Source organism: Deinococcus soli (ex Cha et al. 2016) (genome assembly GCF_001007995.1).
Lineage (GTDB): Bacteria > Deinococcota > Deinococci > Deinococcales > Deinococcaceae > Deinococcus > Deinococcus soli.
Genome location: NZ_CP011389.1, coordinates 2,449,829 through 2,473,008, shown reverse-complemented (window position 1 = coordinate 2,473,008; position 23,180 = coordinate 2,449,829). Strand labels below are relative to the sequence as shown.

At 71.2% G+C, this 23,180-nt stretch carries 24 protein-coding genes; 14 read left to right on the top strand and 10 right to left on the bottom strand.

The window, feature by feature from the left end:
* Positions 1-62: 62 nt before the first annotated feature.
* The gene (locus SY84_RS12080; RefSeq protein ID WP_046844218.1) at positions 63-1,538 is read right to left on the bottom strand and encodes a SulP family inorganic anion transporter; all 1,476 of its coding nucleotides are present in this window, start codon (positions 1,536-1,538) and stop codon (positions 63-65) included.
* Between the two features lie 237 nt (positions 1,539-1,775).
* Between SY84_RS12080 and SY84_RS12075 the strand changes: the two genes are divergently transcribed.
* Positions 1,776-2,357, top strand: a complete 582-nt coding sequence (locus tag SY84_RS12075) for a GNAT family N-acetyltransferase (RefSeq protein WP_046844217.1) — start codon at positions 1,776-1,778, stop codon at positions 2,355-2,357.
* Positions 2,358-2,387: 30 nt separating this feature from the next.
* On the opposite strand, the gene argB is transcribed toward SY84_RS12075, so the two are convergent.
* The 3 genes from argB to SY84_RS12060 form a co-directional block, all read right to left on the bottom strand.
* Positions 2,388-3,137 carry an acetylglutamate kinase gene (argB, locus tag SY84_RS12070; RefSeq protein ID WP_046844216.1) on the bottom strand — a complete coding sequence of 250 codons (750 nt, stop codon included), beginning with the start codon at positions 3,135-3,137 and terminating at the stop codon, positions 2,388-2,390.
* Between the two features lie 52 nt (positions 3,138-3,189).
* Positions 3,190-4,179, bottom strand: a complete 990-nt coding sequence (locus tag SY84_RS12065; RefSeq protein ID WP_052751145.1) for an MBL fold metallo-hydrolase — start codon at positions 4,177-4,179, stop codon at positions 3,190-3,192.
* Between the two features lie 314 nt (positions 4,180-4,493).
* The gene (locus tag SY84_RS12060) at positions 4,494-7,118 is read right to left on the bottom strand and encodes an EAL domain-containing protein (RefSeq protein ID WP_245621335.1); all 2,625 of its coding nucleotides are present in this window, start codon (positions 7,116-7,118) and stop codon (positions 4,494-4,496) included.
* Between the two features lie 176 nt (positions 7,119-7,294).
* Between SY84_RS12060 and SY84_RS12055 the strand changes: the two genes are divergently transcribed.
* The 4 genes from SY84_RS12055 (at position 7,295) to msrB (ending at position 11,382) form a co-directional block, all read left to right on the top strand.
* Positions 7,295-7,993: a S4 domain-containing protein gene (locus SY84_RS12055; RefSeq protein ID WP_046844215.1), complete on the top strand. Its 699-nt coding sequence runs from the start codon at positions 7,295-7,297 to the stop codon at positions 7,991-7,993.
* Positions 7,994-8,126: 133 nt separating this feature from the next.
* Positions 8,127-9,134 (top strand): cell division protein ZapE, encoded by a 1,008-nt coding sequence (zapE, locus tag SY84_RS12050; RefSeq protein WP_046844214.1) that lies wholly within the window; start codon positions 8,127-8,129, stop codon positions 9,132-9,134.
* 112 nt (positions 9,135-9,246) lie between these two features.
* Positions 9,247-10,809 carry an acyl-CoA carboxylase subunit beta gene (locus SY84_RS12045; RefSeq protein WP_046844213.1) on the top strand — a complete coding sequence of 521 codons (1,563 nt, stop codon included), beginning with the start codon at positions 9,247-9,249 and terminating at the stop codon, positions 10,807-10,809.
* A gap of 120 nt (positions 10,810-10,929) precedes the next feature.
* Positions 10,930-11,382 (top strand): peptide-methionine (R)-S-oxide reductase MsrB, encoded by a 453-nt coding sequence (msrB, locus tag SY84_RS12040; protein WP_046844212.1) that lies wholly within the window; start codon positions 10,930-10,932, stop codon positions 11,380-11,382.
* Positions 11,383-11,438: 56 nt separating this feature from the next.
* On the opposite strand, the gene SY84_RS16295 is transcribed toward msrB, so the two are convergent.
* Positions 11,439-12,275: a CAP domain-containing protein gene (locus SY84_RS16295; protein WP_081424587.1), complete on the bottom strand. Its 837-nt coding sequence runs from the start codon at positions 12,273-12,275 to the stop codon at positions 11,439-11,441.
* A gap of 170 nt (positions 12,276-12,445) precedes the next feature.
* Positions 12,446-13,111, bottom strand: a complete 666-nt coding sequence (locus tag SY84_RS12025) for a hypothetical protein (RefSeq protein ID WP_052751144.1) — start codon at positions 13,109-13,111, stop codon at positions 12,446-12,448.
* 43 nt (positions 13,112-13,154) lie between these two features.
* Here SY84_RS12025 and SY84_RS12020 point away from each other — a divergent pair, with 43 nt between their 5' ends.
* The gene (locus SY84_RS12020) at positions 13,155-13,688 is read left to right on the top strand and encodes a flavin reductase family protein (protein ID WP_046844210.1); all 534 of its coding nucleotides are present in this window, start codon (positions 13,155-13,157) and stop codon (positions 13,686-13,688) included.
* Positions 13,678-14,910, top strand: a complete 1,233-nt coding sequence (locus SY84_RS12015) for a phosphotransferase (RefSeq protein WP_046844209.1) — start codon at positions 13,678-13,680, stop codon at positions 14,908-14,910. Before SY84_RS12020 ends, SY84_RS12015 begins: the two co-directional genes overlap by 11 nt.
* Here SY84_RS12015 and SY84_RS12010 read toward each other — a convergent pair.
* Both SY84_RS12010 and SY84_RS12005 read right to left on the bottom strand, forming a co-directional pair.
* A complete protein-coding gene (locus SY84_RS12010; protein ID WP_046844208.1) occupies positions 14,896-15,237 on the bottom strand; it encodes a YkgJ family cysteine cluster protein in 342 nt (113 codons plus the stop codon). The two genes, SY84_RS12015 and SY84_RS12010, sit on opposite strands and share 15 nt — an antisense overlap.
* A complete protein-coding gene (locus tag SY84_RS12005; RefSeq protein ID WP_046844207.1) occupies positions 15,234-16,319 on the bottom strand; it encodes a pyridoxal phosphate-dependent aminotransferase in 1,086 nt (361 codons plus the stop codon). Before SY84_RS12005 ends, SY84_RS12010 begins: the two co-directional genes overlap by 4 nt.
* Before the next feature lie 159 nt (positions 16,320-16,478).
* Here SY84_RS12005 and SY84_RS12000 point away from each other — a divergent pair, with 159 nt between their 5' ends.
* Genes SY84_RS12000 through SY84_RS11990 form a run of 3 tightly spaced genes read left to right on the top strand, consistent with a single transcriptional unit; the run spans position 16,479 to position 17,904 of the window.
* On the top strand, positions 16,479-17,060 hold the full coding sequence (locus tag SY84_RS12000) for a TetR/AcrR family transcriptional regulator (RefSeq protein WP_046844206.1): 582 nt from the start codon (positions 16,479-16,481) through the stop codon (positions 17,058-17,060).
* Positions 17,057-17,380 carry a hypothetical protein gene (locus SY84_RS11995; RefSeq protein WP_046844205.1) on the top strand — a complete coding sequence of 108 codons (324 nt, stop codon included), beginning with the start codon at positions 17,057-17,059 and terminating at the stop codon, positions 17,378-17,380. Before SY84_RS12000 ends, SY84_RS11995 begins: the two co-directional genes overlap by 4 nt.
* Before the next feature lie 56 nt (positions 17,381-17,436).
* Positions 17,437-17,904: a hypothetical protein gene (locus SY84_RS11990; protein ID WP_046844204.1), complete on the top strand. Its 468-nt coding sequence runs from the start codon at positions 17,437-17,439 to the stop codon at positions 17,902-17,904.
* A gap of 57 nt (positions 17,905-17,961) precedes the next feature.
* On the opposite strand, the gene SY84_RS11985 is transcribed toward SY84_RS11990, so the two are convergent.
* Together SY84_RS11985 and SY84_RS11980 are read right to left on the bottom strand one after the other, a co-directional pair.
* The gene (locus SY84_RS11985; RefSeq protein WP_046844203.1) at positions 17,962-18,609 is read right to left on the bottom strand and encodes an SRPBCC family protein; all 648 of its coding nucleotides are present in this window, start codon (positions 18,607-18,609) and stop codon (positions 17,962-17,964) included.
* Between the two features lie 119 nt (positions 18,610-18,728).
* Positions 18,729-18,920 carry a hypothetical protein gene (locus SY84_RS11980; RefSeq protein WP_046844202.1) on the bottom strand — a complete coding sequence of 64 codons (192 nt, stop codon included), beginning with the start codon at positions 18,918-18,920 and terminating at the stop codon, positions 18,729-18,731.
* 111 nt (positions 18,921-19,031) lie between these two features.
* Here SY84_RS11980 and SY84_RS11975 point away from each other — a divergent pair, with 111 nt between their 5' ends.
* The 4 genes from SY84_RS11975 to tmpR are packed head-to-tail and all read left to right on the top strand — an operon-like array spanning position 19,032 to position 22,660.
* Positions 19,032-19,961 carry a DMT family transporter gene (locus SY84_RS11975; RefSeq protein ID WP_046844201.1) on the top strand — a complete coding sequence of 310 codons (930 nt, stop codon included), beginning with the start codon at positions 19,032-19,034 and terminating at the stop codon, positions 19,959-19,961.
* Positions 19,958-21,436, top strand: a complete 1,479-nt coding sequence (locus tag SY84_RS11970) for an ABC transporter permease subunit (RefSeq protein ID WP_046844200.1) — start codon at positions 19,958-19,960, stop codon at positions 21,434-21,436. Before SY84_RS11975 ends, SY84_RS11970 begins: the two co-directional genes overlap by 4 nt.
* 46 nt (positions 21,437-21,482) lie before the next feature.
* Positions 21,483-21,893, top strand: a complete 411-nt coding sequence (locus SY84_RS11965) for an NUDIX domain-containing protein (protein WP_046844199.1) — start codon at positions 21,483-21,485, stop codon at positions 21,891-21,893.
* A complete protein-coding gene (gene tmpR / locus SY84_RS11960) occupies positions 21,890-22,660 on the top strand; it encodes a bifunctional dihydropteridine reductase/dihydrofolate reductase TmpR (protein WP_245621333.1) in 771 nt (256 codons plus the stop codon). The genes SY84_RS11965 and tmpR overlap by 4 nt, the downstream gene beginning before the upstream one ends.
* The last annotated feature ends 520 nt before the right edge of the window (positions 22,661-23,180 follow it).

Sequence of the window (23,180 nt, the reverse complement as noted above, 5' to 3'; positions counted from 1 at the left end):
GCACCGGCCGGTCATGGGCACTGACCGGCCGGTGGGCTGGAGTGGCCGGTCCGGTCCGTGGGTCAGTGCCCGGCGGAGGCGCCACCGGGGCTGCTCAGGCGCCGGAAGAGGGTCGCGGACGCCTCGTTCAGGCCCAGCAGGGTGGGGGGCTGGCCCTGGCGGGTGAAGCGGGCCAGGACCTTGTCCAGCGCGGCCACGGCGGACCCGTCCCAGAGGTGCGCGCCGCTCAGGTCGATCACGACGGGGCCCGCGTGCGTGAAGTCGAACTGCCGCAGGAAGTCGTGCGTGCTCACGAAGAACAGCTGCCCCTGCACGTGGTACGTGCGCAGGCCGCCGGTGTCGCTGACGGTCACGCGGGACGCGTTCGAGACCTGCCGGGCGAACAGCAGCGCGCTGAGGATCACGCCGACCAGCACGCCCCGGCTGAGGTCGTGCGTGAAGACCGTGACGGCCACGGTGCTCAGCATGACGAGCACCTCGCCCCGGGGCGTGACGCGCAGGTCACGCAGGCTGCGCCAGTCGAAGGTGCTGACCGATACGACGATCATGACCGCCACGAGGGCCGCCATGGGAATCTGCACGAGCAGGGGTTGCAGCGCCAGAATCAGGATCAGCAGGCCCAGGCCCGCCGTGAAGGTGGACAGCCGCCCGCGGCCGCCGTTGGTGACGTTGATCATGCTCTGGCCGATCATGGCGCACCCGGCCATCCCGCCGAAGAACCCGGTGATGATGTTCGCCGCGCCCTGCGCGCGGGCCTCGGTGTTCTTGTCGCTGGTGGTATCGGTGCGTTCGTCGATGAGCTGCGCGGTCAGCAGGCTCTCCAGCAGACCCACGAGCGCCAGCGTCAGCGAGACGGGCAGGATGATGCCCAGCGTCTCCAGGGTCAGCGGCACCTGCGGCAGCGCCAGGGGCGGCAGCGTGCCCGGCAGGGTCCCCATGTCCCCCACGGTGCGGACGTCCGCGCCGGTCAGGACCGACACGGCGGTCAGGGTCACGATGGCGACCAGGGCGCTGGGCACCGCGCGGAACACGCGGGGCAGCAGGTAGATGATGGCCAGCCCGGCCGCGAGCATCGCGTACGTCTGCACGTTCGCGCCGATCAGCTGCGGCAGCTGCGCCAGGAAGATCAGGATGGCCAGGGCGTTCACGAAGCCGGTCATGACGCTGCGCGGCACGAACTTCAGGTAGCGGGCCAGGCCCGCCCAGCCGAACGCGACCTGCAGCGCGCCCGTCAGGACGCTCGCGGCGAACAGGTACGCCAGCCCGTGTTCCTTCACGAGGCCGGTCATGAGCAGCGCCATCGCGCCGGTCGCGGCGCTGATCATGCCGGGCCGCCCGCCGATGAACGCCGTGACGATCGCGATGATGAACGACGCGTACAGGCCCACCTGCGGGTCCACGCCCGCGATGATCGAGAACGCGATCGCCTCGGGGATCAGGGCCAGCGCGACGACCAGGCCGGCCAGGATGTCCGCGCGGGGTTGAGCCAGCCATTCGCGCCGGTACTGCTGCGCGCGGGTCAGGGATTGTGGAGTCATGTCGCACCTCGTGGGGTGCCGTGACAACCGGCGGCGGGCGCGGGGCCTGCCGGGGTGGGAGGGGACGCGCAGGACGCGGCCCGGCTCCGGGTGTTCGGTTGTCGTCGGGGGCGTCTCTCGTGGGACGCCGCGCCCGCGGCCCGGGCAGTATGCCGCACCGGGTGGGGCCAGGGCAACGGTGACCGGCACGCCATTGTGCGCAGGCGCGTGGAGCGCGGCGCGCCTAGACTGCCCGGCATGCCTGCGCTGCCCACCGACCTGACCGTGCCCGCCGAGATCGTCACGCCCCGCCTGCGCCTGCGCCGCCCCGACCCGGCGGACGCGGAGGCGCTGGTGGCCGCCGTGAACGCCTCCTTGCCCGAACTGCGCGCGTGGATGACGTGGGCGCAGGCGCCCATGACCCTGGAGGCCTCCCGCGAGAACCTGACGGGCGCCGCCGAACGCTTCGATTCGCGGGAGAACCTGCGCTACCACGTGTGGAACGCTGACGGCACCGAACTGGTGGGCAGCAGCGGGTACCACGCGCTGAACTGGCGCGTGCCGAAGGGCGAGATCGGGTACTGGATCGCCACGGCGCACGCCGGGCAGGGCTACGCGCGCGAGGTCACGCAGGCCCTGACCGACCTGGCCCTGACGGACCGCGCGGCGGGCGGCCTGGGCCTGCGGCGCCTGGAGATCCGCTGTGATCCCGCCAACGGGCGCAGCGCCCGCATTCCCCCGGCGCTGGGCTACGCGCTGGACGCCAGGCTGGTGAACGACGACGTGACCGCGGACGGCTCGGGGGTGCGCGACACGCTGATCTTCAGCCGCGTGCGCTGACGCTGCTCAGAGTCGTGGTCGCAGCCGCGTTCAGGGCGTGATGCGTGTGCCGGCCTCGCCGCGCGCGGCGGCGGACAGCGCCCCGGCGTGCATGCCGCTGGCGATCACCGCGAAGGGCGCCCCGCGGTCCAGGGCGTCCAGTGCGGCGCGGACCTTGGGAATCATGCCGCCGGCGATCCAGCCGTCCGCGATGCCCCCCTCGACCTCGGCGCGGGTGAGGTGCGCGGCGCGGCTCTCCGGGTCGGGGTAGGTGCGGTACACGCCGTCCACGTCGGTCAGGAACACGATGCCCTCGTTCAGGGCGCCCGCGACCGCCCCGGCGGCAGTGTCGGCGTTCACGTTCAGGGCGTCCCCGTCCGGGCCGACGGCCACGCAGCCCACGACGGGCGTGAGGCCCGCGCCGATCAGGGCGCGCAGCACGTCCGCGTTCACGCCGGTCACGCGGCCCACGCGGCCCAGGGCGGGGTCGAACACCTCGGCGCGCAGCAGGTCCGAGTCGCGGCCCATCAGGCCCACGGCGTGGCCCACGTCCTGGCTGAGCTGCTTGTTCAGCTGGCACAGGGCCATCTCCACGACGTCCATCGCCTCTGGCGTGGTGACCCGCAGCCCGGCGCGGAACTCGCTGGGGATGCCGCGCGCGGCGAGTTCCCGCTCGATGACGGGCCCGCCGCCGTGCACGACCACGACCGTCTGCTCGGCGCGCAGCGCGGCGATCTCGGCGGCCACCGCGCGCCGCAGGTCCAGGCTCTTCATGGCATTCCCGCCGTACTTGACGATCACCCCCGGAGTGTAGCGCCGGGGGTGACTGCGGGGTGGGTTCAGGGCGTGGAGGTCAGCTCCAGTTCCAGAGGGTCGGCTCGTACTCGAACGAGCCGGGCGCGAGGCGGCGCAGGTGCCCGATGGCCGGGAACGGGAAGTGGTACCCGCTGACCCACAGTTTGCCGTCGGTGATGCGCGCGAAGATCTCCTGGCGGGTGCGGGCGGCCTGGGCGCCGTCGGTGTCGAAGCCCACGTACGCGCCCTCGTGCTTCAGGGAGATCAGGAAGTGACCGCCGGCGTCACCGAGGATCAGGGCGCTCTGGCCGCCGCTCTGCGCGAGGACGCTGTGGTGGTTGGCGGTGTGGCCGGGCGTGGCGACGGTCAGGACGCCGGGGACGATCTCCTCGCCACTTTTCAGGAGCTTGAATTTGTCCTTCAGGCCGATCAGGTTGTTCTTCACGGCGTCGTTGGGGTTGGCCTGCGTGACCCAGAAGTTGAATTCGGCCTCGTTGATCATGTGCTGCGCGTTGGCGAAGGTGGGCTTGCCGTTCGTGGTGAGGCCGCCGATGTGGTCGCCGTGTCCGTGCGTGATGAACACGACGCTGATCGTGTCGGGTTCGATCCCGGCGCGGCGCAGGTTCGCGACCAGTTGCCCGTTCGCACCGCCGCGTCCGGTGTCGATCAGGATGCGTTTCCCGCCGATCTCCAGCAGCACCGGGTTGAAGTGGTTCACGGTGTTCGTGGCGGCAACGCTGTACTCGGCGAGGGTCGCGGCGAACTCGGCCTGCCGGTCAGGGTTGGCTCCCCAGGTGGGGAGCACGGCGGCCAGGGCGGCGGTGCCGTCGCTGACGGTGGTCAGGGTCATGTCGCCGATCTTCTGGCGGTAGAAGCCGCTGCCGTTCATGGCCATGGCGCCGGACGCGGCGGCGGGCGTGGCCGGGGTGGCGGGCGCCGTCTGGGCGCGGGCCAGGGGCGCGGCGGCCAGGGCGGCGCCGGTGGCGGTCAGGAAGCGCAGCGTGTCGCGGCGGGCGGGACGGGGGGCAGTGCGGTCGTCTTGGGGCATGCGTGAACCTCCGGGGGGTGAACTGTGAAAAACGCGTTCACGTTAAACGACCGGAACGGGCGGAAGATGTCAGCCAGCCTGCCATTCCCGCCACCACCCTTGAGCGATCCTTCACGGGCCTGCCACGACACAACTCAGCCCTGCCCCTGCCCGGAGCCCCGGCCAGCGGCCAACAGCACCGGGCAGGCAGGAATCATCTCCCGGCCCGCCCGTGAAGCTCCGGATCACAGCGATTTCCAGTTCCGTTGAGGGGCCAGCAGCACGCCCATCAACGCCACGTTCAACCACTGCTCAGGTGCAGCTCAATTCTGCTGTCAGTGGTCGCGCAGCCAGCTGATCAGGTCCGCGCCGGACAGCGGGGGCGTGATCGCGTAGCCCTGCGCGGCGTCGCAGCCCAGTTCCCGCAGGATACCCAGCTGATCGGCGGTCTCCACCCCCACGGCCACGACCTGCAATCCCAGGTTGTGCGCCAGGTCGATGGTGCCCTGCACGAGCGTCAGGGATTTCTCGTCGCCGGGCAGGCGGGCGGTCAGGGTGGGGTGCAGTTTCACGGCGCTCAGCGGGAAGCGCGTCAGGGCCGCGAGGCTGCTCGCGCCGTCCCCGAAGTCGTCCACGCTCAGCCGGGCGCCCAGGGAGCGCAGCTGTTCGAGCAGGCCCAGCGTCTCCTGGCTGTGGTCGAGCAGGCTCCCGGCGCTCACCTCGATGTCGGGCGCCCCCTCGGCGGACAGCAGCGGCAGCAGGCGGCGCAGCCCGGCCGAGCGGCGCAGTTCCTCCAGGCTCAGGTTCACGCTGACCGTCCAGTTCGCGTGGCGGTCCGGCAGCGCGGCGCGGACCGCCTGACGGCCCAGCACGGCCTCCTGCACGACCCACTCGCTGACGTGCGTGATCAGTTCGCTGCGGCTGGCGAGGTCCAGGAAGCGGGCCGGGCCGAGCAGGCCCAGCGTGGGGTGGTTCCAGCGCAGCAGCGCCTCGGCACTGAAGGCCCGGTCGCGTTTCAGGGACAGCGCGGGCTGGTACAGCAGGGTGAACTGGTCCTTGTCCAGCGCGCCGCGCAGCGCCTCCTCGAGTTCGAAGGCGCGGGCGACCTCGTCGCGCAGGGCGGGCTGGAACACGCTGCGCTGCGCGCGCCCCTGCCGCTTGGCGTGCTGCATGGCGACCTCGGCGTTGGCGAGCACCGCGTCGCCCTGCGCGTCGTCCGGGCGGTCGGCGACACCCAGCGCGGCGGTCAGCTGCACGTCCCGCTGCCCGACCCGCAGCGGGCTGTCCAGGACTGCCCCGGCGCGGTTCAGGGCGGCGGCGGCGCTCAGGTCCGGCAGGAACACCATGAACGAATCGTCAGCCAGCCGGGCGGACAGGCCGCGCGTCTCGCTGCTCAGGTCGTTGAGGCGGGCGGCCACCTGGATGAGCAGGCGGTCGCAGGCGGTGCGGCCCAGCGCGGCGTTCAGTTCACTGAACCCGTCGAGGTCCAGGCAGACGGCCGCGCCGCGCTCACCGGTGCGGCCCAGCGCCTCGCGCACCCCGGTGCGGTTCAGGAGGCCCGTCAGGGCGTCGTGGCGGGCGTCGTGGCGGATCTTCGCCTGCGCGCGGCGCAGGGCCGTCAGGTCCCGCAGGGTCAGCAGGACGCTGCCGCGCGCGCCGCCGGCCTCGCCGCCCACGCCGGTGGCGCGCAGTTCCATCTGGCGGACCGTGCCGTCCGGGAGGGCCAGCAGCACCTCACGCCGCAGGGGGAGGGGAATCTCCTTCCAGTCGGGCAGGGCCAGCGGTTCACCCTCGGGCGTGAAGATCTTGACGCCCAGTTCGGTCATGACGCGCGTGACGGCCAGCCCGACCAGCCGCGCGGCCTCCACGCCCAGCAGCGTCGCGGCACGTTCGCTGACCAGCTGGGCGCGCCCGGCATGATCCACGAGGATGGTGGCGTCCTCCGAAAGGGCCAGCACCTGACTCATGACGCCCAGCGGGGCGAGGCCGTCCCGCGCGGCGGCCTCGCCCTCGGCGACGAGCAGGCCGGGTTCGCTGGTGCGCCGCACGCGCAGGTTCAGGCTGCCGCCCCCGGCGAGTTCCACGTCCGCGCGGGCGGCGCCGCCGGTCGCGGCGAGCCGCACGAGGTCCCGCACGGGGTCGCTGGGGACGTCCGCGAAACACGCCCAGGACCACAGGGGCGCTCCGGTCACGACCGGTGCCCCGGCGGGCAGCAGGCTCAGGAACCCCTGGCTGGCCTGCAACACCGCGCCGGATTCCGACAGCAGCGCGGCGGGCGTGTCAGTGTCCAGCAGCGCGGAGACGCGGGCGGCGCGTTCGTACTCGCCGGTCACGTCCTGCAGGGTCAGCATGACCCCGGCAGCGGACGCCCCGAAGTACGGTCTCGCCTCGCCGCGCACCCACGCGGCGTGCCCGGCGTGCGTGATCTGCTCGTCCGGGAGACGCACCGAGCGGCCCGCACCCGCCTGCATGAGCGCCTGCACGAGCGCCGGGCGGTCGCGGAACACGTCCTGCACGGGGCGGCCGGTCACATCGGGTTCGGCCAGGGCGAACAGTTCCAGGAACGGGCGACTGACCTTGCGGAACACCAGGTCGCCGGTCAGCCACGCCGTGGCGACGGGCAGCTGGGTGATGAGCACCTCTGTCTCGCGGTGCACGCCGTCGGCGCGGGCGGCCGCGAGCAGCATGGTCAGGACCTGCACGGCCGCGTCGGGGGGCGGGCTGTCCTCCTGCCACAGCAGGCCCAGCAGCGCGCCGTCGCGCGTGAGCCAGGTCATCTCGCCACGTTCGAACCACTCGTCGGGGGGCACGAGGTCCAGTCCGGCACGTTCGGGGGGGGTGTCGGCGCGGACGCGCAGCACCTCGTCGCCCAGCGAGGCGAGCAGGGTGGCGCGGGGCGTGTGGACGCGCATCAGGTCACTCAGGGCCGCCTGCACGGCGGTGAAGGCTGCGGGAGTCACGATGGGGTACCTCGAACCAGCGGGGAGGGGGCGGCGGGACGGGTGAGGCGCATACGCCGGGAATCCTGACATCCGGACTCTTACCACCATCATTCACCATTTGTGACCCGTGCGGGATTCATCACGACCACCCCCCCCACCTGCCCCCACTGGGGCGCGGGACTTATCCTGTGGGCATGAAGCAGAAACTCTCCACCCTGATCGCCCAGGCGCGCGGCGGGCGCGTGATCCGCACGCCCTTCGTGGACGGCGACGACATCGACCGCCGGTTGCTGAATGACCCGGAGGTCCGCCACAAACTCGCCGGGGGCTTCCCGGACGCGCGCCGGGTGGTCCTGACGCTGCATCCCGAGCACATCCCCGAGGTGGACGGCGGCGTGACCGTGTACCGCGTCACCCCGCAGGAGGGCGGCCCCGCGTGGGACGCGCAGGACTTCGCGGTGCAGCTCAGGCGCCTGGGGCTGGACGAGGACGGCCTGGGGGACCTGCGCGAGGACCGCGGCAGTTTCCTGATCGCCGCGACCGGCAAGGCCGCGCAGGCCATCGCGGACCTGACCAGCCTGGGCGGCCGCGACGTGGACGTGGAGCCGGTCGGCGAGAGTGCCGGGAAGGGCAGCAAGCTGCGTGAGGTCGTGGTGCCCAGCATGCGCGTGGACGTCGTGGGCGCCAAGGGCTTCGGCGTGAGCCGCGCGTACTTCCAGCAGGGTATCGACGGCGGTAAGGTCCGCCTGAACGGCCAGCCCGCGCGGGCCAGCAGCGAGATTCGCGAGGGCGACAGCCTCGCTGCCGATGGCCTGGGCCGCATCGACTTCAAACGCGTGGTGAACGAGACGCGGCGCGGCAACTACAAGGTCGAACTCGACGTCCACCGATGAGACGGAGTCCGTTTGTTCCGTTGACAGCTCGGCACACCACCGATCTGTCGACTCCACGTCCGGAACCCGTTCTTTTCCTGATCGCGTCCGCTCAGGTTGAAGGGCAGACCTCAACCCTTCAACCGGAACCGGCATGATCGACCTGCTGTCCCGCAACCCCAGCCTGGACCCGGAGGCCCTGACGGCCGAACTGGCCCCCACGCCCCGCTACCAGGGCGTGCGCTTCGCCACGTACCACCCGAACGCGGCGTACCCCAGCCAGGAGGAGGCGCGCGTGGCCACGCAGGCGTTCCTGAAGGGCGCGCAGGTGCGGCCCGGGGGCTTTCGCCTGTTCCGCCGCGCCAAGCCCGAGGGGCGCGGCCTGTACCTCGACGGGGGGTTCGGGGTGGGCAAGACGCACCTGCTGGCCAGCGCGTGGCACGAGGCGCCGGGCCGCGCGGCGCTGATGAGCTTCCAGGACCTGATGTACATCATTGGGGCGCTGGGCATGACCCGCGCCGTGGACGCCTTCCGCGGGCACGACCTGCTGCTGATCGACGAGTTCGAACTGGACGATCCGGGCAACACGCACATGGCGAACACCTTCCTGGGCCAGCTGATGCCGGGTGGGACGAGCGTGATCGCCACGAGCAACACCGAACCCGGCGCGCTGGGCCAGGGGCGTTTCAACGCCAGCGACTTCCAGCGGCAGATCCAGGCGATCGCCAGCCGCTTCGAGACGCACCGCATCGACGGGCCGGACTACCGGCAGCGCGGCGTGCGCCCCGAGGACGTCCTGACCCCAGGCGAGTTCACCGCGTGGGAGGCCCGGCAGAACCACGCCACGCTGGCCCGCCTGAACCACCGCGACCTCAGCCGTCACCTGTTGCAGGTGCACCCCAGCCGCTTCAGCTGCCTGCTGGCGGGCGTGGGTGCCGTCGCCGTGACCGACCTGACCCCCATGCCGGACCAGAACGTCGCGCTGCGCTTCGTGCACTTCATCGACAAGCTGTACGACCTGGGGCTGCACGCCGCGTTCACCGGCACGAACCTGTCCGGGCTGTTCAGCGACACGTACCGGCACGGCGCGTACGCGAAGAAGTACAGCCGCTGCCTGTCACGCCTGTCCGAACTGCTGAAAGAGGCCCGGCAGGACCTGTAAGGGGCGGTCAGGGGGCCAGGGGACACAACATAGGTCTGCGCCAGAGGTGCAGCGGGCCTGTTCCCGTTCCGGTCACGCGCGCACCTAACGCCCGTTTGGGTAGCATGCGCGCATGACGAAAGTGGGCGTGGAGTTACAGGAACTGATCGCGGCGATGGAGCAGCGTCGCACGCGGGTTGAGCAGGGCGGGGGCCCGGAGCGCCTGAAGAAACAGAAGGCTGGCGGGAAACTCACGGCCCGAGAGCGCATCGAGGCGCTGCTGGACCCCGGCAGTTTCCTGGAGATGGGCACCTTCGTCGAGCACCGAGGCGGCCGCCTGATGCAGGGCGTGGACGCCCCGGGCGAGGGCGTCGTGACCGGGCGCGGCACCATCGACGGGCGGCAGGTGTTCGTGTTCAGCCAGGACTTCACGGTGCTGGGCGGGTCTTTGGGCAAGATGAACGCCGCGAAGATCACCAAGATCATGGACATGGCCGCCAAAACGGGCTGCCCGGTGATCGGCCTGAACGACAGCGCCGGGGCGCGCATCCAGGAGGGCGTGGACTCCTTAAGCGGCTACGGCGAGATCTTCTACCGGAACGCGATCTACTCGGGCGCGGTGCCGCAGATCAGTGCGATCCTGGGGCCCTGCGCGGGCGGCGCGGTGTACTCTCCGGCACTGACGGACTTCATCCTGATGAGCGAGGGCAGCAGCTACATGTTCATCACGGGGCCCGAGGTCATCAAGTCCGTGACGCGCGAGGACGTGACCTTCGACCAGCTGGGCGGCGCGGACGTCCACACCCGCAGGAGCGGCGTCGCGCACCTCGCGTACGACGGGGACGAGGCGGTGCTGGCGGGCATCCGTGACCTGCTGGGGTACCTGCCGCAGAACGCGCACGAGAAGGCCCCCACGCACCCCACCCAGGACCCCGCCACCCGCACGAACGAGCGGCTGCTGGACATCGTCGTGCCCGACCAGCGCAAGCCGTACGCCATGCACGACGTGATCCACGAACTCGTGGACGACGGCACCTTCCTGGAAATCCAGCCGAACTGGGCGAAGAACATCGTGGTGGGCTTCGCCCGGCTGAACGGCGAGTCGGTCGGCATCGTGGCGAACAACCCGCGCGTCATGGCGGGCACCCTGAACATTGACGCCTCCGACAAGGCCGCGCGGTTCATCCGCACCTGCGACTGCTACAACATCCCCATCCTGACGCTGGTGGACGTCACGGGCTTCCTGCCGGGCGTCGCGCAGGAACACGCCGGGATCATCCGGCACGGCGCGAAGATGCTGTACGCGTACGCCGAGGCGACCGTCCCCAAGGTCACCCTGATCACCCGCAAGAGCTACGGCGGGGCGTACCTCGCCATGAACAGCCGCGACATGGGCGCCGACGTCGTGTACGCCTGGCCGACTGCCGCCGTCGCCGTCATGGGCGCCGAGGGCGCCGCGAACATCGTCTACCGCCGCGACATTCAAAGCAGCGACAACCCCGACGCGACCCGCGCGCAGAAGATCGCGGAGTACAAAGACGCCTTCGACAACCCCTACGTCGCCGCCAGCAAGGGCTACATCGACGACGTGATCCCCATGGAGGACACCCGCCGCGTCCTGATCCAGACCTTCGAGATGCTCCGCGACAAGGAAGAGGCCAGACCCTACAAGAAGCACGGCAACATTCCGCTGTAAACGGGCAGTGGGGAGTGGGAAGTAGGGAGTGGATGGGACGCTGGCCCCGACCCACTCCCTACTTCCCACTTCCTACGCTTCGTTACCGTCCCGGCGTCCCCGCGCGCCTAGACTGCCCTCATGACTGACAAGCCGTTCGTGAAGCCGTCGGATACGGAGCTGCGGGAGCGGCTGACGCCCATGCAGTACAGCGTGACCCAGCATGAGGGCACCGAGCGGGCCTTCACCGGGGAGTACTGGGATCACACGGAAGAGGGCATCTACGTGGACGTCGTGAGTGGCGAGCCGCTGTTTTCCAGCCTGGACAAGTACGACGCGGGGTGCGGGTGGCCCAGCTTCACGCGGCCGATTCCCAGCGTGGCGCTGACGGAGAACACGGATTACAGGATCGGGTACGCGCGCACCGAGGTGCGGTCGGCGGGGGCGGATTCGCATCTGGGGCACGTGTTCCCGGACGGCCCGCGTGAGCACGGGGGGCTGCGGTACTGCATCAATTCGGCGGCGCTACGGTTCGTGCCGGTGTCGGAACTGGACGCGCAGGGGTACGGCGAGTACCGCGCGCTGTTCGGATAAACGGCCATGATTGAGGGGGGGGCCGCGACCGGCCTCCCCCTGCGCTGTGCTGATCGTCAGCGGGCGCCGAAGTTCTGCACCCAGTAGTGCTTGTAGGTGCTGGTGCCCGTGTACGCGTACCCGACGCCGAGTTCCTTGAAGCTGGGGTTCATGATGTTGCGGCAGTGCCCCTCGCTTTTCAGCCAGCCGTCCACGACGGCCTGCGGGGTGGTCTGCCCGGCGGCGATGTTCTCGCCGAGGGTGCGGTACGGGGTGTACCCGGCGGCCGTGATGCGCTGCGAGAAGCTGCGGCCGTCCTTGCTGGTGTGGCTGAAGTAGTTCTGGGTGGCCATGTCGGTCGCGTGGCCCTGCGCGGCCTGCGCGAGTTGCGCGTTCCAGGTGAGCGGGGCGGCGGCGGCGTAGCTGGTGGCGCCGCAGTTGCGGGGCACGGCGCGCGCGGCGTTCGTGAGGTCGAGGACCTGCTGCGCGAACGCGCTGGGCGTGGTCGGCGCCGGAGCCGGGGCTGGGGCCGGGGCGGGCGCGGGGGCGCTGGCGGCGGTGACGGTCACGGGGAAGTCGATGAACGAGGCCGCGCTGCTGGCGAGCGCCGCGCGGATGGTGGCGCTGCCCGCCGAGGCGGCCGTGACGAGGCCGGTCTGCGTGACGGTGGCGACGGCGGCGTTGCTGGTGGTCCACTTCAGCTGGCCGGGCTGGGCGGGCTGGCCGTTCACGGTGACGTTCAGTTGCAGCGTCTGCCCGGCGGTCAGGGCGACGGGGGTGGCGACGGCCTGCGCGGCGAGGGTCAGGGGTTGCTGGGGGGCGGGGGTGCCCGCCGGGGTGCTGGTGCTGCCGCAGGCGGCGAGGGTGAGGGCGAGCAGCGCGGCGGCGCCACCTCGCAGAAGTGCGGTGGGCATGCGGTCATTAGAACCGGTTCAAGACCGCATAAACATGAGAGATTCCGACTCATTTCTCACGGGAGGTCACAGGTGCGGCAGGAGAGAAAAAAACGCGCTTTTGCCGAAAATTCCACATCGTGCACCTCTCACTGTTTACAAATGACTGGTCGCGCATGAGGCGAAAAATCTCACAGAGTCAACACGGAGTAGTGAACTACATCACCCGGGGACCCCGTGGCGTCCTCATCCCCCCGGGACACCCACAGCGGTCCACCCAGGCCCGCCGCTGCACCCAGCAGCGCCTCCCCCACCGCCGCGTCCCGCGCGCCCCACAGGTGCGCCGCCCCCCCGCACGCTCGGGATTGCCACAGCAGCGCGCCCACCACCGCGCCGTCCCGGTACGCACTCAGCGGCACGAAATCCCGATCCCCCTCCAGCCGCGCCGCGAGCTGCCGCGCCAGCCCCTCGCCCCAGCCCGGCGTGCCGTGCGCGCGCGTCAGGGCCTCCGCCCACGGGCCCAGGTGCAGGCGCGACACCTGCTCGACCACCACGCCCTCCCCTCCCGCCCATGGCGTGGCGTCCGCCTGGACCACGCGCACGCGGGCCACCTCCCGCCCCGGCAGGCCCACCAGCGGCCCGGCGGTCGCCACCAGCGGCGGTACGCCCTGCCCCTCGTGCCAGTCGAGGACCGCCGCGATGTCCACCCCGCGCAGGTTTGCCGGGAGGAATGTCGCGTTCAGCGCCAGCACGTTCACGCCCGGCGTGAGCAGCGTCACCGCGCCCCTCTGCTCGCGCTGCACGGCGGACAGCGGCGCGTGGAACTCCAGCAGGTCAGTCAGGACGCGGGGCAGCATGCGCCCAGCGTACCGCCCGCCCCACGCGGCATAGTGACCGCACATGCTCAGCGCCACCACCGACCGTTTCTTCGGGTACTACCCCGGCACCGTCGCCCTGATCACCGCCGCGCACGCCGGACAGCGCAACGTCATGGCCGCCGGGTGGCACACCGCCCTGAGCGCCGACCCGCCCCTGTACGGCGTGGCCGTCGGGCGTGAACGCGCCACGCACGCCCTGATCCGCGCGGGCGGCACCTTCGGCGTGAACTTCCTGCCCCTCGCGCAAGCGGACGCCGTGCAGGGCGCGGGCCTGCACAGCCTGCACGGCGGCGTGGACAAGCACGCCCTGCTGAAGCTCGACACCCTGCCTGAGCAGCCGCTCGCGCTGCGCGGCGCGTACCTGCACTACACCTGCCGCCTCAGCACCGTCACGCCGACCGGCGACCACGACCTGTTCGTGGGCGAGGTCATCGGGGTGCACTTCGACCCGGACGCCTACGACGACGCGGGCCTGCTCGTCGCGCCGCCCGCCATCTACCTGGGCCGCAGCACCTACACCACCACCGCCCCCGAACGGACGGAACATGGCCGCTGAACCCAGCCCGCTGGCGCTGTGGAACGCCCGGGGCGAGGTGTGGCGCACCCCGGCGGGCGACCTGCCGACCCTGAGCATCCCGGACGCGGCGGCCCTGCCGGACGTGCTGCGCGCGGAGTTGCGGCCTGGCGCGTGGCTGCTGCACGATGGCGGGCTGGGCTTCGGGCAGCGCGGGACGCTGCATGTCCGCCTGACCGACGGGCCGGAGGTCACGTGGCCCGGCGGCTGGAGCGCGCACCTCCCGGACGTCCTGCCGGGCGCGCGACCCTGGCAGCGGCCCGACTGGCCGGAGGTCGCGACGGCCAGAGTGGACGCCCGTCTGGGTGCGCTGGGCCTGACCCGGGCAGGGCCGGTGGACCCCGGTTTCAGTCACGACCTGATGGGCATCCACCGCGTGCCACTGGAGGATGGCCTCCGGGCGTGGCTGAAGGTCAGCGCAGACGGGCGCGAGGCGACCCTGACTACGCACCTCGCCGCCAAGCACCCGGACCTGCTGCCGCCTGTGCTGCATGCCGACCCGCAGAACGCGACGCTGCTGACCCTGGACGGCGGCGCGCTGCTCGACGGGGTGCCCGACCCGGCGGCGTGGACCGGCGCGCTGGAGCGGCTGGCCTCCTTCCAGCGCGCGGCGGACGACCCAGCCCTGACCGACCTGGGCGCACTCACCCTGACGGTGCCGGACATGGCGGCGCGGGTGGACGCCCTACTCACCGACCCCGCGCCCCTGCACGCCTGGCGCCTGAATCCCGACGAGGTGGCGGCGCTGCGCGACCTGCGCCCGGCCGTGGCCGCCGCGTTCCGTGACCTGCACGCGCACGGGCTGCCCGCCGGACCAGCGCACGGGGACGCGCACCCCCGCAACGCCCTGCACAGCCCGGAGCGGGGCAGCGTGTGGTTCGACTGGAGTGAGGCGGCCCTGGCACACCCGTTCATGGACGCCGGGTGGTTCCTGAGTTTCACCCTGCACCCGGTGCGCGCCGCGCTGCCCGTGCGAGCGGGCACGCCGGACCTGCCCGAACAGCTAGCCGGAGCGTACCTGCGCGCCCTGGAAGCCGGGGACGCAGCGGGACTGCTGTGGCGGTCGCTGCCGCTGGCGCACCTGCACCGCGCCGCACTGTTCGACGCGGCGTACCGCAACTGGACGGGCACCGTGCCGGGCATCCGCCCCAACTTCACGCCGTTCTCGCTGCGGCAGGCGTTACGGGAATCAGTCCGGCTGTAGGCCGTAGATCTCCAGGAAGCGCCGGGTGCGGGCGGCCAGGGTGGGCAGCGGGGCGACCTCGCCGCACACCCAGTCCGGCTGGTAACCCCGGCACACGGAGGGCCGGGTGGCGTAGATGGCGCAGAGGTGCCCGCAGCCCTGATCGGGCCCGAGGTTCACGCAGGGCACGCCGAGGGGTTTGTGCAGCGCGTAGATGTCCGGCGCGGCGCAGCAGGCCCCGCACGCCGTGCAGTCGAGGGTGACGGGGCTGCGCGGCGCGTACTCGGGGGGATGCGTGAAGCGGGCCTGCGCCTCAGGGGTCAGGCGGAGCGGCCCGCGCGCGGTCATGGCAGGTCGGCCAGCGCGGCAAGCAGCGCGTCGTTCTCGGCGGGCGTGCCGATGGCGACGCGCAGGCAGCCGGTCAGCCCGGGGAGGCTGTCCTGGCGGCGCACGACGATGCCGCGCCCCAGCAGGTGGGTGTACGTGGCGGCCGCGTCGGGGGTGCGCAGCAGGAAGAAGTTCGCCTGACTGGGCAGCGCCTGGAAGGTGGGGTGACCCGCGAGGGCCGCGAGGACACGGTCACGTTCGCGGATGCCTTCCTGCACGCGCTCCTGCACGTAGCCGGGCTGTTCCAGGGCGACTTCCAGCGCGGCCTGCGCGAGGGTGCTGACGTTGAAGGCGGGCACGAGTTTCTGGAGCTGCCCGGCGAGTTCCGGCGTGGCGAGTGCGTACCCGAGGCGCAGTCCGGCCAGCCCCCAGGCCTTGCTGAAGGTGCGCAGGCTCAGGCGGTTGCCGCCCGCGAGCACGAGGGCCTTGTGGTCGGTGCGGCTGTACTGGTGGTACGCCTCGTCGAGCACGACGACCCAGTCTCCGGCGGCGTCCACGAGGTCGCGGACGGCGGCGCCGGCGTCCACGTGGCCGGTGGGGGCGTGCGGCTGGGTGATGTACAGCACGCCCGGCTGGTGGCGTTTCAGTTCGGCCTTCAGGGCGTCCACGGGCAGGCTGAAGTCGGCGTTCAGGGGCACCTGCACGAGGGTCGCGCCGAGCAGCTGCGCTTCCAGGGTGTACACGCTGAAGGTCGGGCTGACGGTCAGGACGGTCTGGGAGATCCCGGCGAGTTCGGTCAGCAGCTTGATCAGGACGTTGCTGCCGGGCGTGACGACCACGCCGCGCTCGTCCCAGCCCTCGTACGTGGCGATGCGGCGGCGCAGTTCGTCGGCGTGCAGGTCCGGGTACCGGTTCCAGGGGCGCGCGGCCATGCGGCGCAGCGCCTCGGCCTTCAGGGCTTCGGGGAAGTCGTAGGGGTTCTCGTTCTGGTCGAGTTTGGTGGGCACGTCCAGCGGCGTGAACGGGTAGGCGGGCACGCCGCGCACGGCGGCGCGCACCCCGGCAGGCGCGGCCTGCGGGCTGGTCAGGGGCTCGGTGGTCATACCGTCCGTTCTACCACCCGCGCGTGAAGGGCCGTCCAGTGATGGGAAACCCGCCGGGGGGCCGGACCCTGTCCAGCACGCACCCGGATGGGCCTAACGGGCGTTTGGGTCGGGCGTGGTAGGCTGTGCGGATCAGGCCGAGCCGGCCCCTCCCCCACCATGACTGACACTGCCAAACCCCGCCGCGAGCAGATTCTGGACTCGGCCAGCCGCCTCTTTTCCGAGCGTGGGTACCACGCCACGAGCATGCGTGACCTGGCGGGCGAGCTGGGCATGCAGGGCGGCAGCCTGTACGCGCACATCGCGTCCAAGGAGGAACTGCTGATCGAGATCGTGAACCAGGCGTCGCGGCAGTTCGACGAGGCGCTGTTCACGCTGCGCGGCGAGCCCATGCGCGCCGACGAGAAGCTGCGCGAGGCGATGTTCCGGCACATCCGGGTGGTGGCGGACAACATGGACAGCGCGACCGTGTTCTTCCACGAGTGGAAGCACCTGTCCCCCGAGGCGTACGGCCGCGTGACGGGCTGGCGCGACACCATCGACGGCTTCTACCGCGAGCTGGTCATGCAGGGCGTTCAGGAAGGGACCTTCCGGGCGGACCTGGACGTGAAGATGACGGCGTACCTGATCCTGTCGGCGGTGAACTGGGCGTACACGTGGTACCGCCCGGGTGGGTCCATGAGCCCGCGTGAGGTGGCCGATCAGTTCGCGGAGATGCTGCTCTCGGGGCTGCGCGCATGAGCAACCCGACGGTGACGGTTCCGATCCGGGAGGCGCTGCGCTACGCGCAGGGGCGCGCCGAGCGGCTGGCGCGCACGCAGCAGCTGGAGATCGGCGAGGACCTGTTCGTGCGGATCGCGCCGGGCGGACGGAAGTTCCTGCTGTTCTGCCTAGACGGCGAACCCGACCGCAGCGTTGCCGAGGCAGTCGCGGCGGCGCTGGGCCTGCGTAACCCGGCGTACGGCTGGCATCAGGGCGCGACGCTGCGGTCCCTGACGGTCATTGAGGAGGGTGCGGCGGACGTCCCCGAGGCCCCCGCTTCTGGCGAGGACGATTCCTGATCTGCCCGTCAGACTGGCCTCATATCCGGTTCACGCTGTACATCTAGGGTGACGGCATGAAGAAAACTGCCCTGCTCCTGCTGCCCCTGGCGATGGCCTCCTGCAATTATCTCGGCATTCCCGACGGGGACGTGTCCGGCAACATCCTCGGCACCCAGCCCAGCGGCACCATCCGCATGGCGCTGCGCGGCACCACCCTCAACGGTGGGCAGGCTCCGGCGCTGGATCAGGGCAACCTGGGCACCTTCAACCCGCAGAAGCGCGTGTATTCGATCAGCCTGCCCGCCACCCCGGTGGACGGCGGCTATGAACTGTTCGCGTACGTGGACAGCAACGGCAACAACACCTTCGACAGCACCGAGAAGCGCACCAGTGACAGCCAGACCTTCGCGTACTCGAAAGACGGCACCGGCAGCAAGAGCGGTGAGAACCTGCTGAACCTGAAGGCCGGATGGACCCAGTACAAGGGAGCGACGGTCGTCAAGAGCGGCACGCCCTTCACCGGCGTCGATCTGAACTGGTAACCGAAGCCAGCAGGAGGGGCCGGAGGCTGCACACCTCCGGCCCCTTCCGTGTTTGCATCAGTTCTTGGCGTTGCCCTCGAAGGCAGCCTTGAACTTCTGGAGGTCCTCGGCGATCTGCTGGCTGGGTTCCTCGCCGAACAGCTTGGCGACGGCGGCGCCCAGTGGCCCGGCGGGCGGACGGTAGGACAGCGCGACGTGCACGCGGGTCCCGCCGTTGGGGAGTGATTCGAACTGCACGCTGCCCGCGTTGTCCACAGTCGCGCCGGGCAGGGAGTGCCAGCCGATGCGCTGGCCGGGCTTGTCGTTCACGATCTCGGCTTCCCACTCGACGTGGGTGCCCAGCGGGGCCTTGGCGACCCAGCGGCTGCGTTTCTCGTCGAGCGTGGTGACGCTCTCGAGGTGGCTCATGATCTGGGGCAGGTTCTCCAGCTTGCGCCAGAAGTCGTACACAGCCTGCGCGGGGCGGTCGATGACGACGCTGTGCTCCACGAAGATGGGCTTGGCGGCGGTGGCGTTGCCGCTCAGGCCGGCGGCGGCCATCACGGGATCGTTGCCGGTGGCGGCGCGGTAGGCGAGGTACCCGCCGACAGCGGCCATCCCGAGGCCGAGCACGCCGCGCTTGCGCAGGCCCAGCAGCAGCAGGGCGCCTCCGGCGGCGCCGCTGATCATGCGGTTCTGATCCATTCCTGTGGTGCTGTTCGTCATGGTGGTTCCCTCCGTGGGGGCAGTGTATGAAGTGAGTGCCTGGGCGGACGTGAAGCCACGCCCAACGAAGATTAAGGCCCGCTTCCGGCCCGGGTGGGGGCAATTGACCTTACGGGGCGTCAGCCCGGCTGGTTCCCGTTCTGGTGGGCGTGCTGGTCGGTGATGGTCTCGGTGGCGTCGCGGTCCTCACCGCGGGTGGGGCCGCCCTGTACGTCGGGTGTGAGGTTGGTGTTTGCGCCGTGCGTGGCGTGGTCGCTGCCGGTGTGGTCCTGTGCGGTTTCCGGGGTGCTCTGGGGGTGCGGGTCGGTCATGCCTCATCCTTCGCTGCGCGGGCAGGGGGCGGGTGTGGCGGGCCTCAGGGTGGGTTCATGCTGGACGGCCCCGTGCCCCGGCGGCGGGCCGGGGTCTATGCTGGCGGGCGTATGCGCGCTCCTGCCCCGCCCAGCCGTCTGGATCCGTTGTCGCTGGGGGCCATCCTGGTCACGATCGTGTTCTGGGCGTCGGCGTTCGCGGGCATCCGCGCGGGGCTGGAGGCGTTCTCGCCGGGGCACGTGACGCTGTACCGCTTCCTGGTGGCCAGCGCGGCGCTGGGCGTGTACGCGCTGCTGGCGCGGATTCCGGTGCCGCCCGTGCGGGACCTGGGCCGGATCGCGCTGCTGAGTTTCTCGGGGATCACGCTGTACCACGTGTGCCTGAACTACGGCGAGGTCACGGTCCCGGCGGGCACGGCCAGCCTGATCATCGCGGCGGGGCCGGTGATCACGGCGCTGCTCGCCACGCGCTTCGCCGGTGAGCGGCTGAACGCGCTGGGCTGGCTGGGCACGCTGGTCAGTCTGGGCGGCGTGGCGCTGATCGTGCTGGGCGGCGGGCAGGGCCTGAGCTTCACGAAGGGGGCGCTGCTGATCCTGGCGGCGGCGCTGTTCACCAGCGTGTACTTCGTGTTCCAGAAGCCCCTACTGGCCCGGATGAACCCGCTGCATTTCACGGTGTGGTCGCTGATCACCGGGACGGTGCCCATGCTGGTGTTCCTGCCGGGTTTCGGGGCGGAACTGCGCGCGGCGCCGCTGGGGGCGCATCTGGCGATGGTGTACATCGGGCTGTTCCCGGCGGCGCTGGCGTACCTGACCTGGACGTTCGCGCTGTCGCGGGTGGGGGCGGGCGTGACGACGTCGTTCCTGTACGTGTCGCCGGTGTTCGCGGTGCTGATCGCGTGGGCGTGGCTGAACGAGGTGCCCACCCTGCTGACGCTGCTGGGGGGCGTGGTGGCCGTGGCGGGCGTGGTGCTCGTGAACACGCGCGGGCGGCCCGCCCCGGCCCCCGCCCCGGACGCGGCGCGTGAGGTGAAGGCGTGAGCACGCCGGGCGCGGACGCCCCGCTGGCCGTGCAGGACGTCACGGTGCGGCTGGGCGGCGAGGTGATTCTCAGCGGCGTGACGCTGGACGTGCGCCGGGGAGAGTTCCTGGCGCTGATCGGTCCGTCGGGCGGCGGGAAGAGCACGCTGCTGCGGGTGCTGGCCGGGCTGCTGCGCCCCGAATCGGGGTCAGTGCGGATCGGGACGCCGCCTGCGCTGGTCTTTCAGGATTACCGGCTGCTGCCGTGGCGCACCGCGCTGCGGAACGTGCAGCTGCCCGCCGATCTGGGTGCGGGGGGCGGCCTGAGCGCCCCGGAGGCCCTGAAGCTGGTGGGCATGGAGGCGTATGGGCCGTACTTTCCGGCTCAGCTGTCCGGGGGGATGCGGGCGCGGGTGGCGCTGGCGCGCGCACTGGCGCAGAGTGGGGACGTGCTGCTGCTGGACGAGCCGTTCGCGGCGCTCGACGCGCTGGTGCGCGAGCGGTTCAACGCGGAACTGCGGCACCTGCACGAGAAGACGGGCCGGACGACGGTGCTCGTCACGCACTCGATCCGCGAGGCGGTGTGGCTGGCCGACCGGGTGGCGGTGCTGCGCGGCGGGCAGATCGTGGAGGTCCTCGACACGCGCGGCGAGGGCCGCGTGAGTGCCTACACCGACGGGCTGGAGGCGCACCTGCGCGCCGTGCTGGGCACCGGGGACTCCACGCGGCTGCGGGTGGACACCCGCGCCGGGCGCAGCGTGACGTGGCTGCTGCCCGCGCTGGCGGTGCTGCTGGCGGGCGTGGGGTGGCAGGTGGGCGCCTCGGCCCTGAACCAGCCGTTCCTGCTGCCCACGCCGGGCGCGGTGTGGCAGGAGGGGGTCCGGACCGCCCCGGAGCTGCTGTCGGCATTCGGGGTGACGGTGAAGACGGCGCTGGCGGGCACGCTGCTGGGCGCGCTCTCCGGCGTGCTGATCGGGTACCCGCTGGCGCACTGGCGGGCGCTGGAGCGCTTCCTGAGTCCGTTCATCGTGGCGTCGCAGAGCACGCCCATCGTGGTGCTCGCGCCGCTGCTCGTGTCGTGGCTGGGCTTCGGGTTCCTCCCGGCGGTGATCGTGTCGGCCCTGAGCGCCCTGTACCCCATGCTGGTCGCCACACTGGTGGGCGTGCGGGAACTGGAGGCCACCTTCCACGAGCTGTTCAGCACCCTGCGCGCCTCGCGCTGGCAGCGCCTGACCCGCCTGGAGTTCCCGGGTGCGCTGCCCGTGCTGCTGGGCGGGCTGCGGCTGGCGGCCAGTCTGGCGCTGATCGGGGCGGTCGTGTGGGAGTTCGTGGACCCGAACCAGAAGGGCCTGGGGCTGGCGGTGCAGGTCGCCGGGACGTACCAGAACAAGGCCGGGCAGTTCGCGGCCATCGCGCTGCTCATCGGCTACGGGGTGCTCGTGTACGCCGTGATCACGGGCCTGGAACGCCGCGTGATGCGCCGCCGGGGTCGGTAGGCGTTCACCCGGACGGCCCGGCGGGCGCGGCGGTACGCTGGCGCGCATGGAGAGACCGCTGGTGTGTGTGGGGGCGCTCGTGTGGGGGAAGGACGGCCGGGTGCTGCTCGTGCGCACCACGAAGTGGCGCGGGCTGTGGGGCGTGCCGGGCGGGAAGGTCGAGTGGGGCGAGACGCTGCTGGACGCCGTGCAACGCGAATTTCAGGAAGAGGTCGGCCTGCGGCTGGAGGACGTGCAGTACGCGCAGACGCAGGAGTCGGTCCTCAGCGGGGAGTTCCACAGGCCCGCGCACATGCTGCTGGTGGACTTCCTGGCGACGACCGGGGATCACGACGTGACCCCGAACGAGGAGATCGAGGAGTGGGCCTGGGTGCACCTGCACGAGGCGCTGGAATACCCACTGAACACGGTGACGCGCTCCCTGGTGACCCTGGCGCTGCGGCAGGGCGAGGCGTGACCGGCGATCAGGGCGAGGTGAGTCGGGGCGCGGCGCAACAGGGCGGGGTGGGACGGGGCACGGCGCTGGTGACCGGCGCGGCGCGCGGCATCGGGCGCGGGCTGGCGGTCGCGCTGGCCGCCGAGGGCTTCGACGTGGCCGTCCACTACCGCTCCAGCGAGGCCGACGCCCTTGAAACCGCGCGGCAGTGCGAGGCGCTGGGCGTGCGGGCGGTGACGCTGAGCGCCGACCTGGGCAGCCCGGCCGGGGCGCGGGCGCTGGTGCGCGCGGCGCACGCGGCGTTCCCGGATTCGGGGCTGGCGGTGCTGGTGAACAACGTGGGGAACTACGTGAACCGCCCCCTGCTGGACGTGACGGACGAGCAGTGGGCGGACATGCTGGGCAGCAACCTGACGGCCACATTCGCCACCTGCCAGGAGGCGGCGCCGCTGCTGCGCGCGCGCGGCTGGGGCCGGATCGTGAACCTGGGGTTCGCGGGCGCGTCGGCGGACGTGGCGCGGCCCGGGATCGTCCCGTACGTGATCGCGAAGGCGGGCGTGGCGCAGCTGTCGCGGTCGCTGGCGGTGACGCTGGCGGGCAGTGGCGTGAGCGTGAACGTGGTCAGTCCCGGTGTGATCGAGACGAGTGTCAGCCAGCCCGTGCGGGAGATCCCGGCGGGGCGGGTGGGGACGGTGGCGGAACTGGTCGGGGCGGCGCTGTTCTTCGTGCGGGCCAGCGATTACGTGACCGGGCAGGACCTGGAGGTCGCGGGCGGCTGGCACCTGTGACGTGACCGCAGATTGAAGGGAGGCGCGAAGCGTTGAGCCCGCGTTCTGCCGGGCAGGCAAGCGCCCGGCATGGTCCGGCCGACCCCACGCCGTTCGGGTGTGCTGATGGGTGGGACGGCCCGCAGGTGCGCCCCGGGGCGGTTCCTGTGGGGGTGGTACGGGCTTCTCATGGGCCGGAGGTCGTTTGCCCCTTGCACCAGAGGTGCGGAACGACCTGAGCTACAGAATTTCATCTGTCTGCGTAGGCTATTGGCATATGAAAGCTTCGAAAGACCGTATGGCCTCATTTGCCAGATAAATACACGGTCAGTCAGATTAGTAAAATGAGAAGTGATGGAAGTGGAGAATGACTGGAGCGCTGTGTCTCGATATAATGGACATAGATTTTGTGCGCTCCACTGTCAGAATTCTGTGATTTTTGTACTCATCAGGAACACAATGGCGCAGCCAGGCAGCACGTTCATCAACATGGGACGTTCAGCTGCGTATCATCTCCGAAGTTCCCAATTTCGCTTGACAG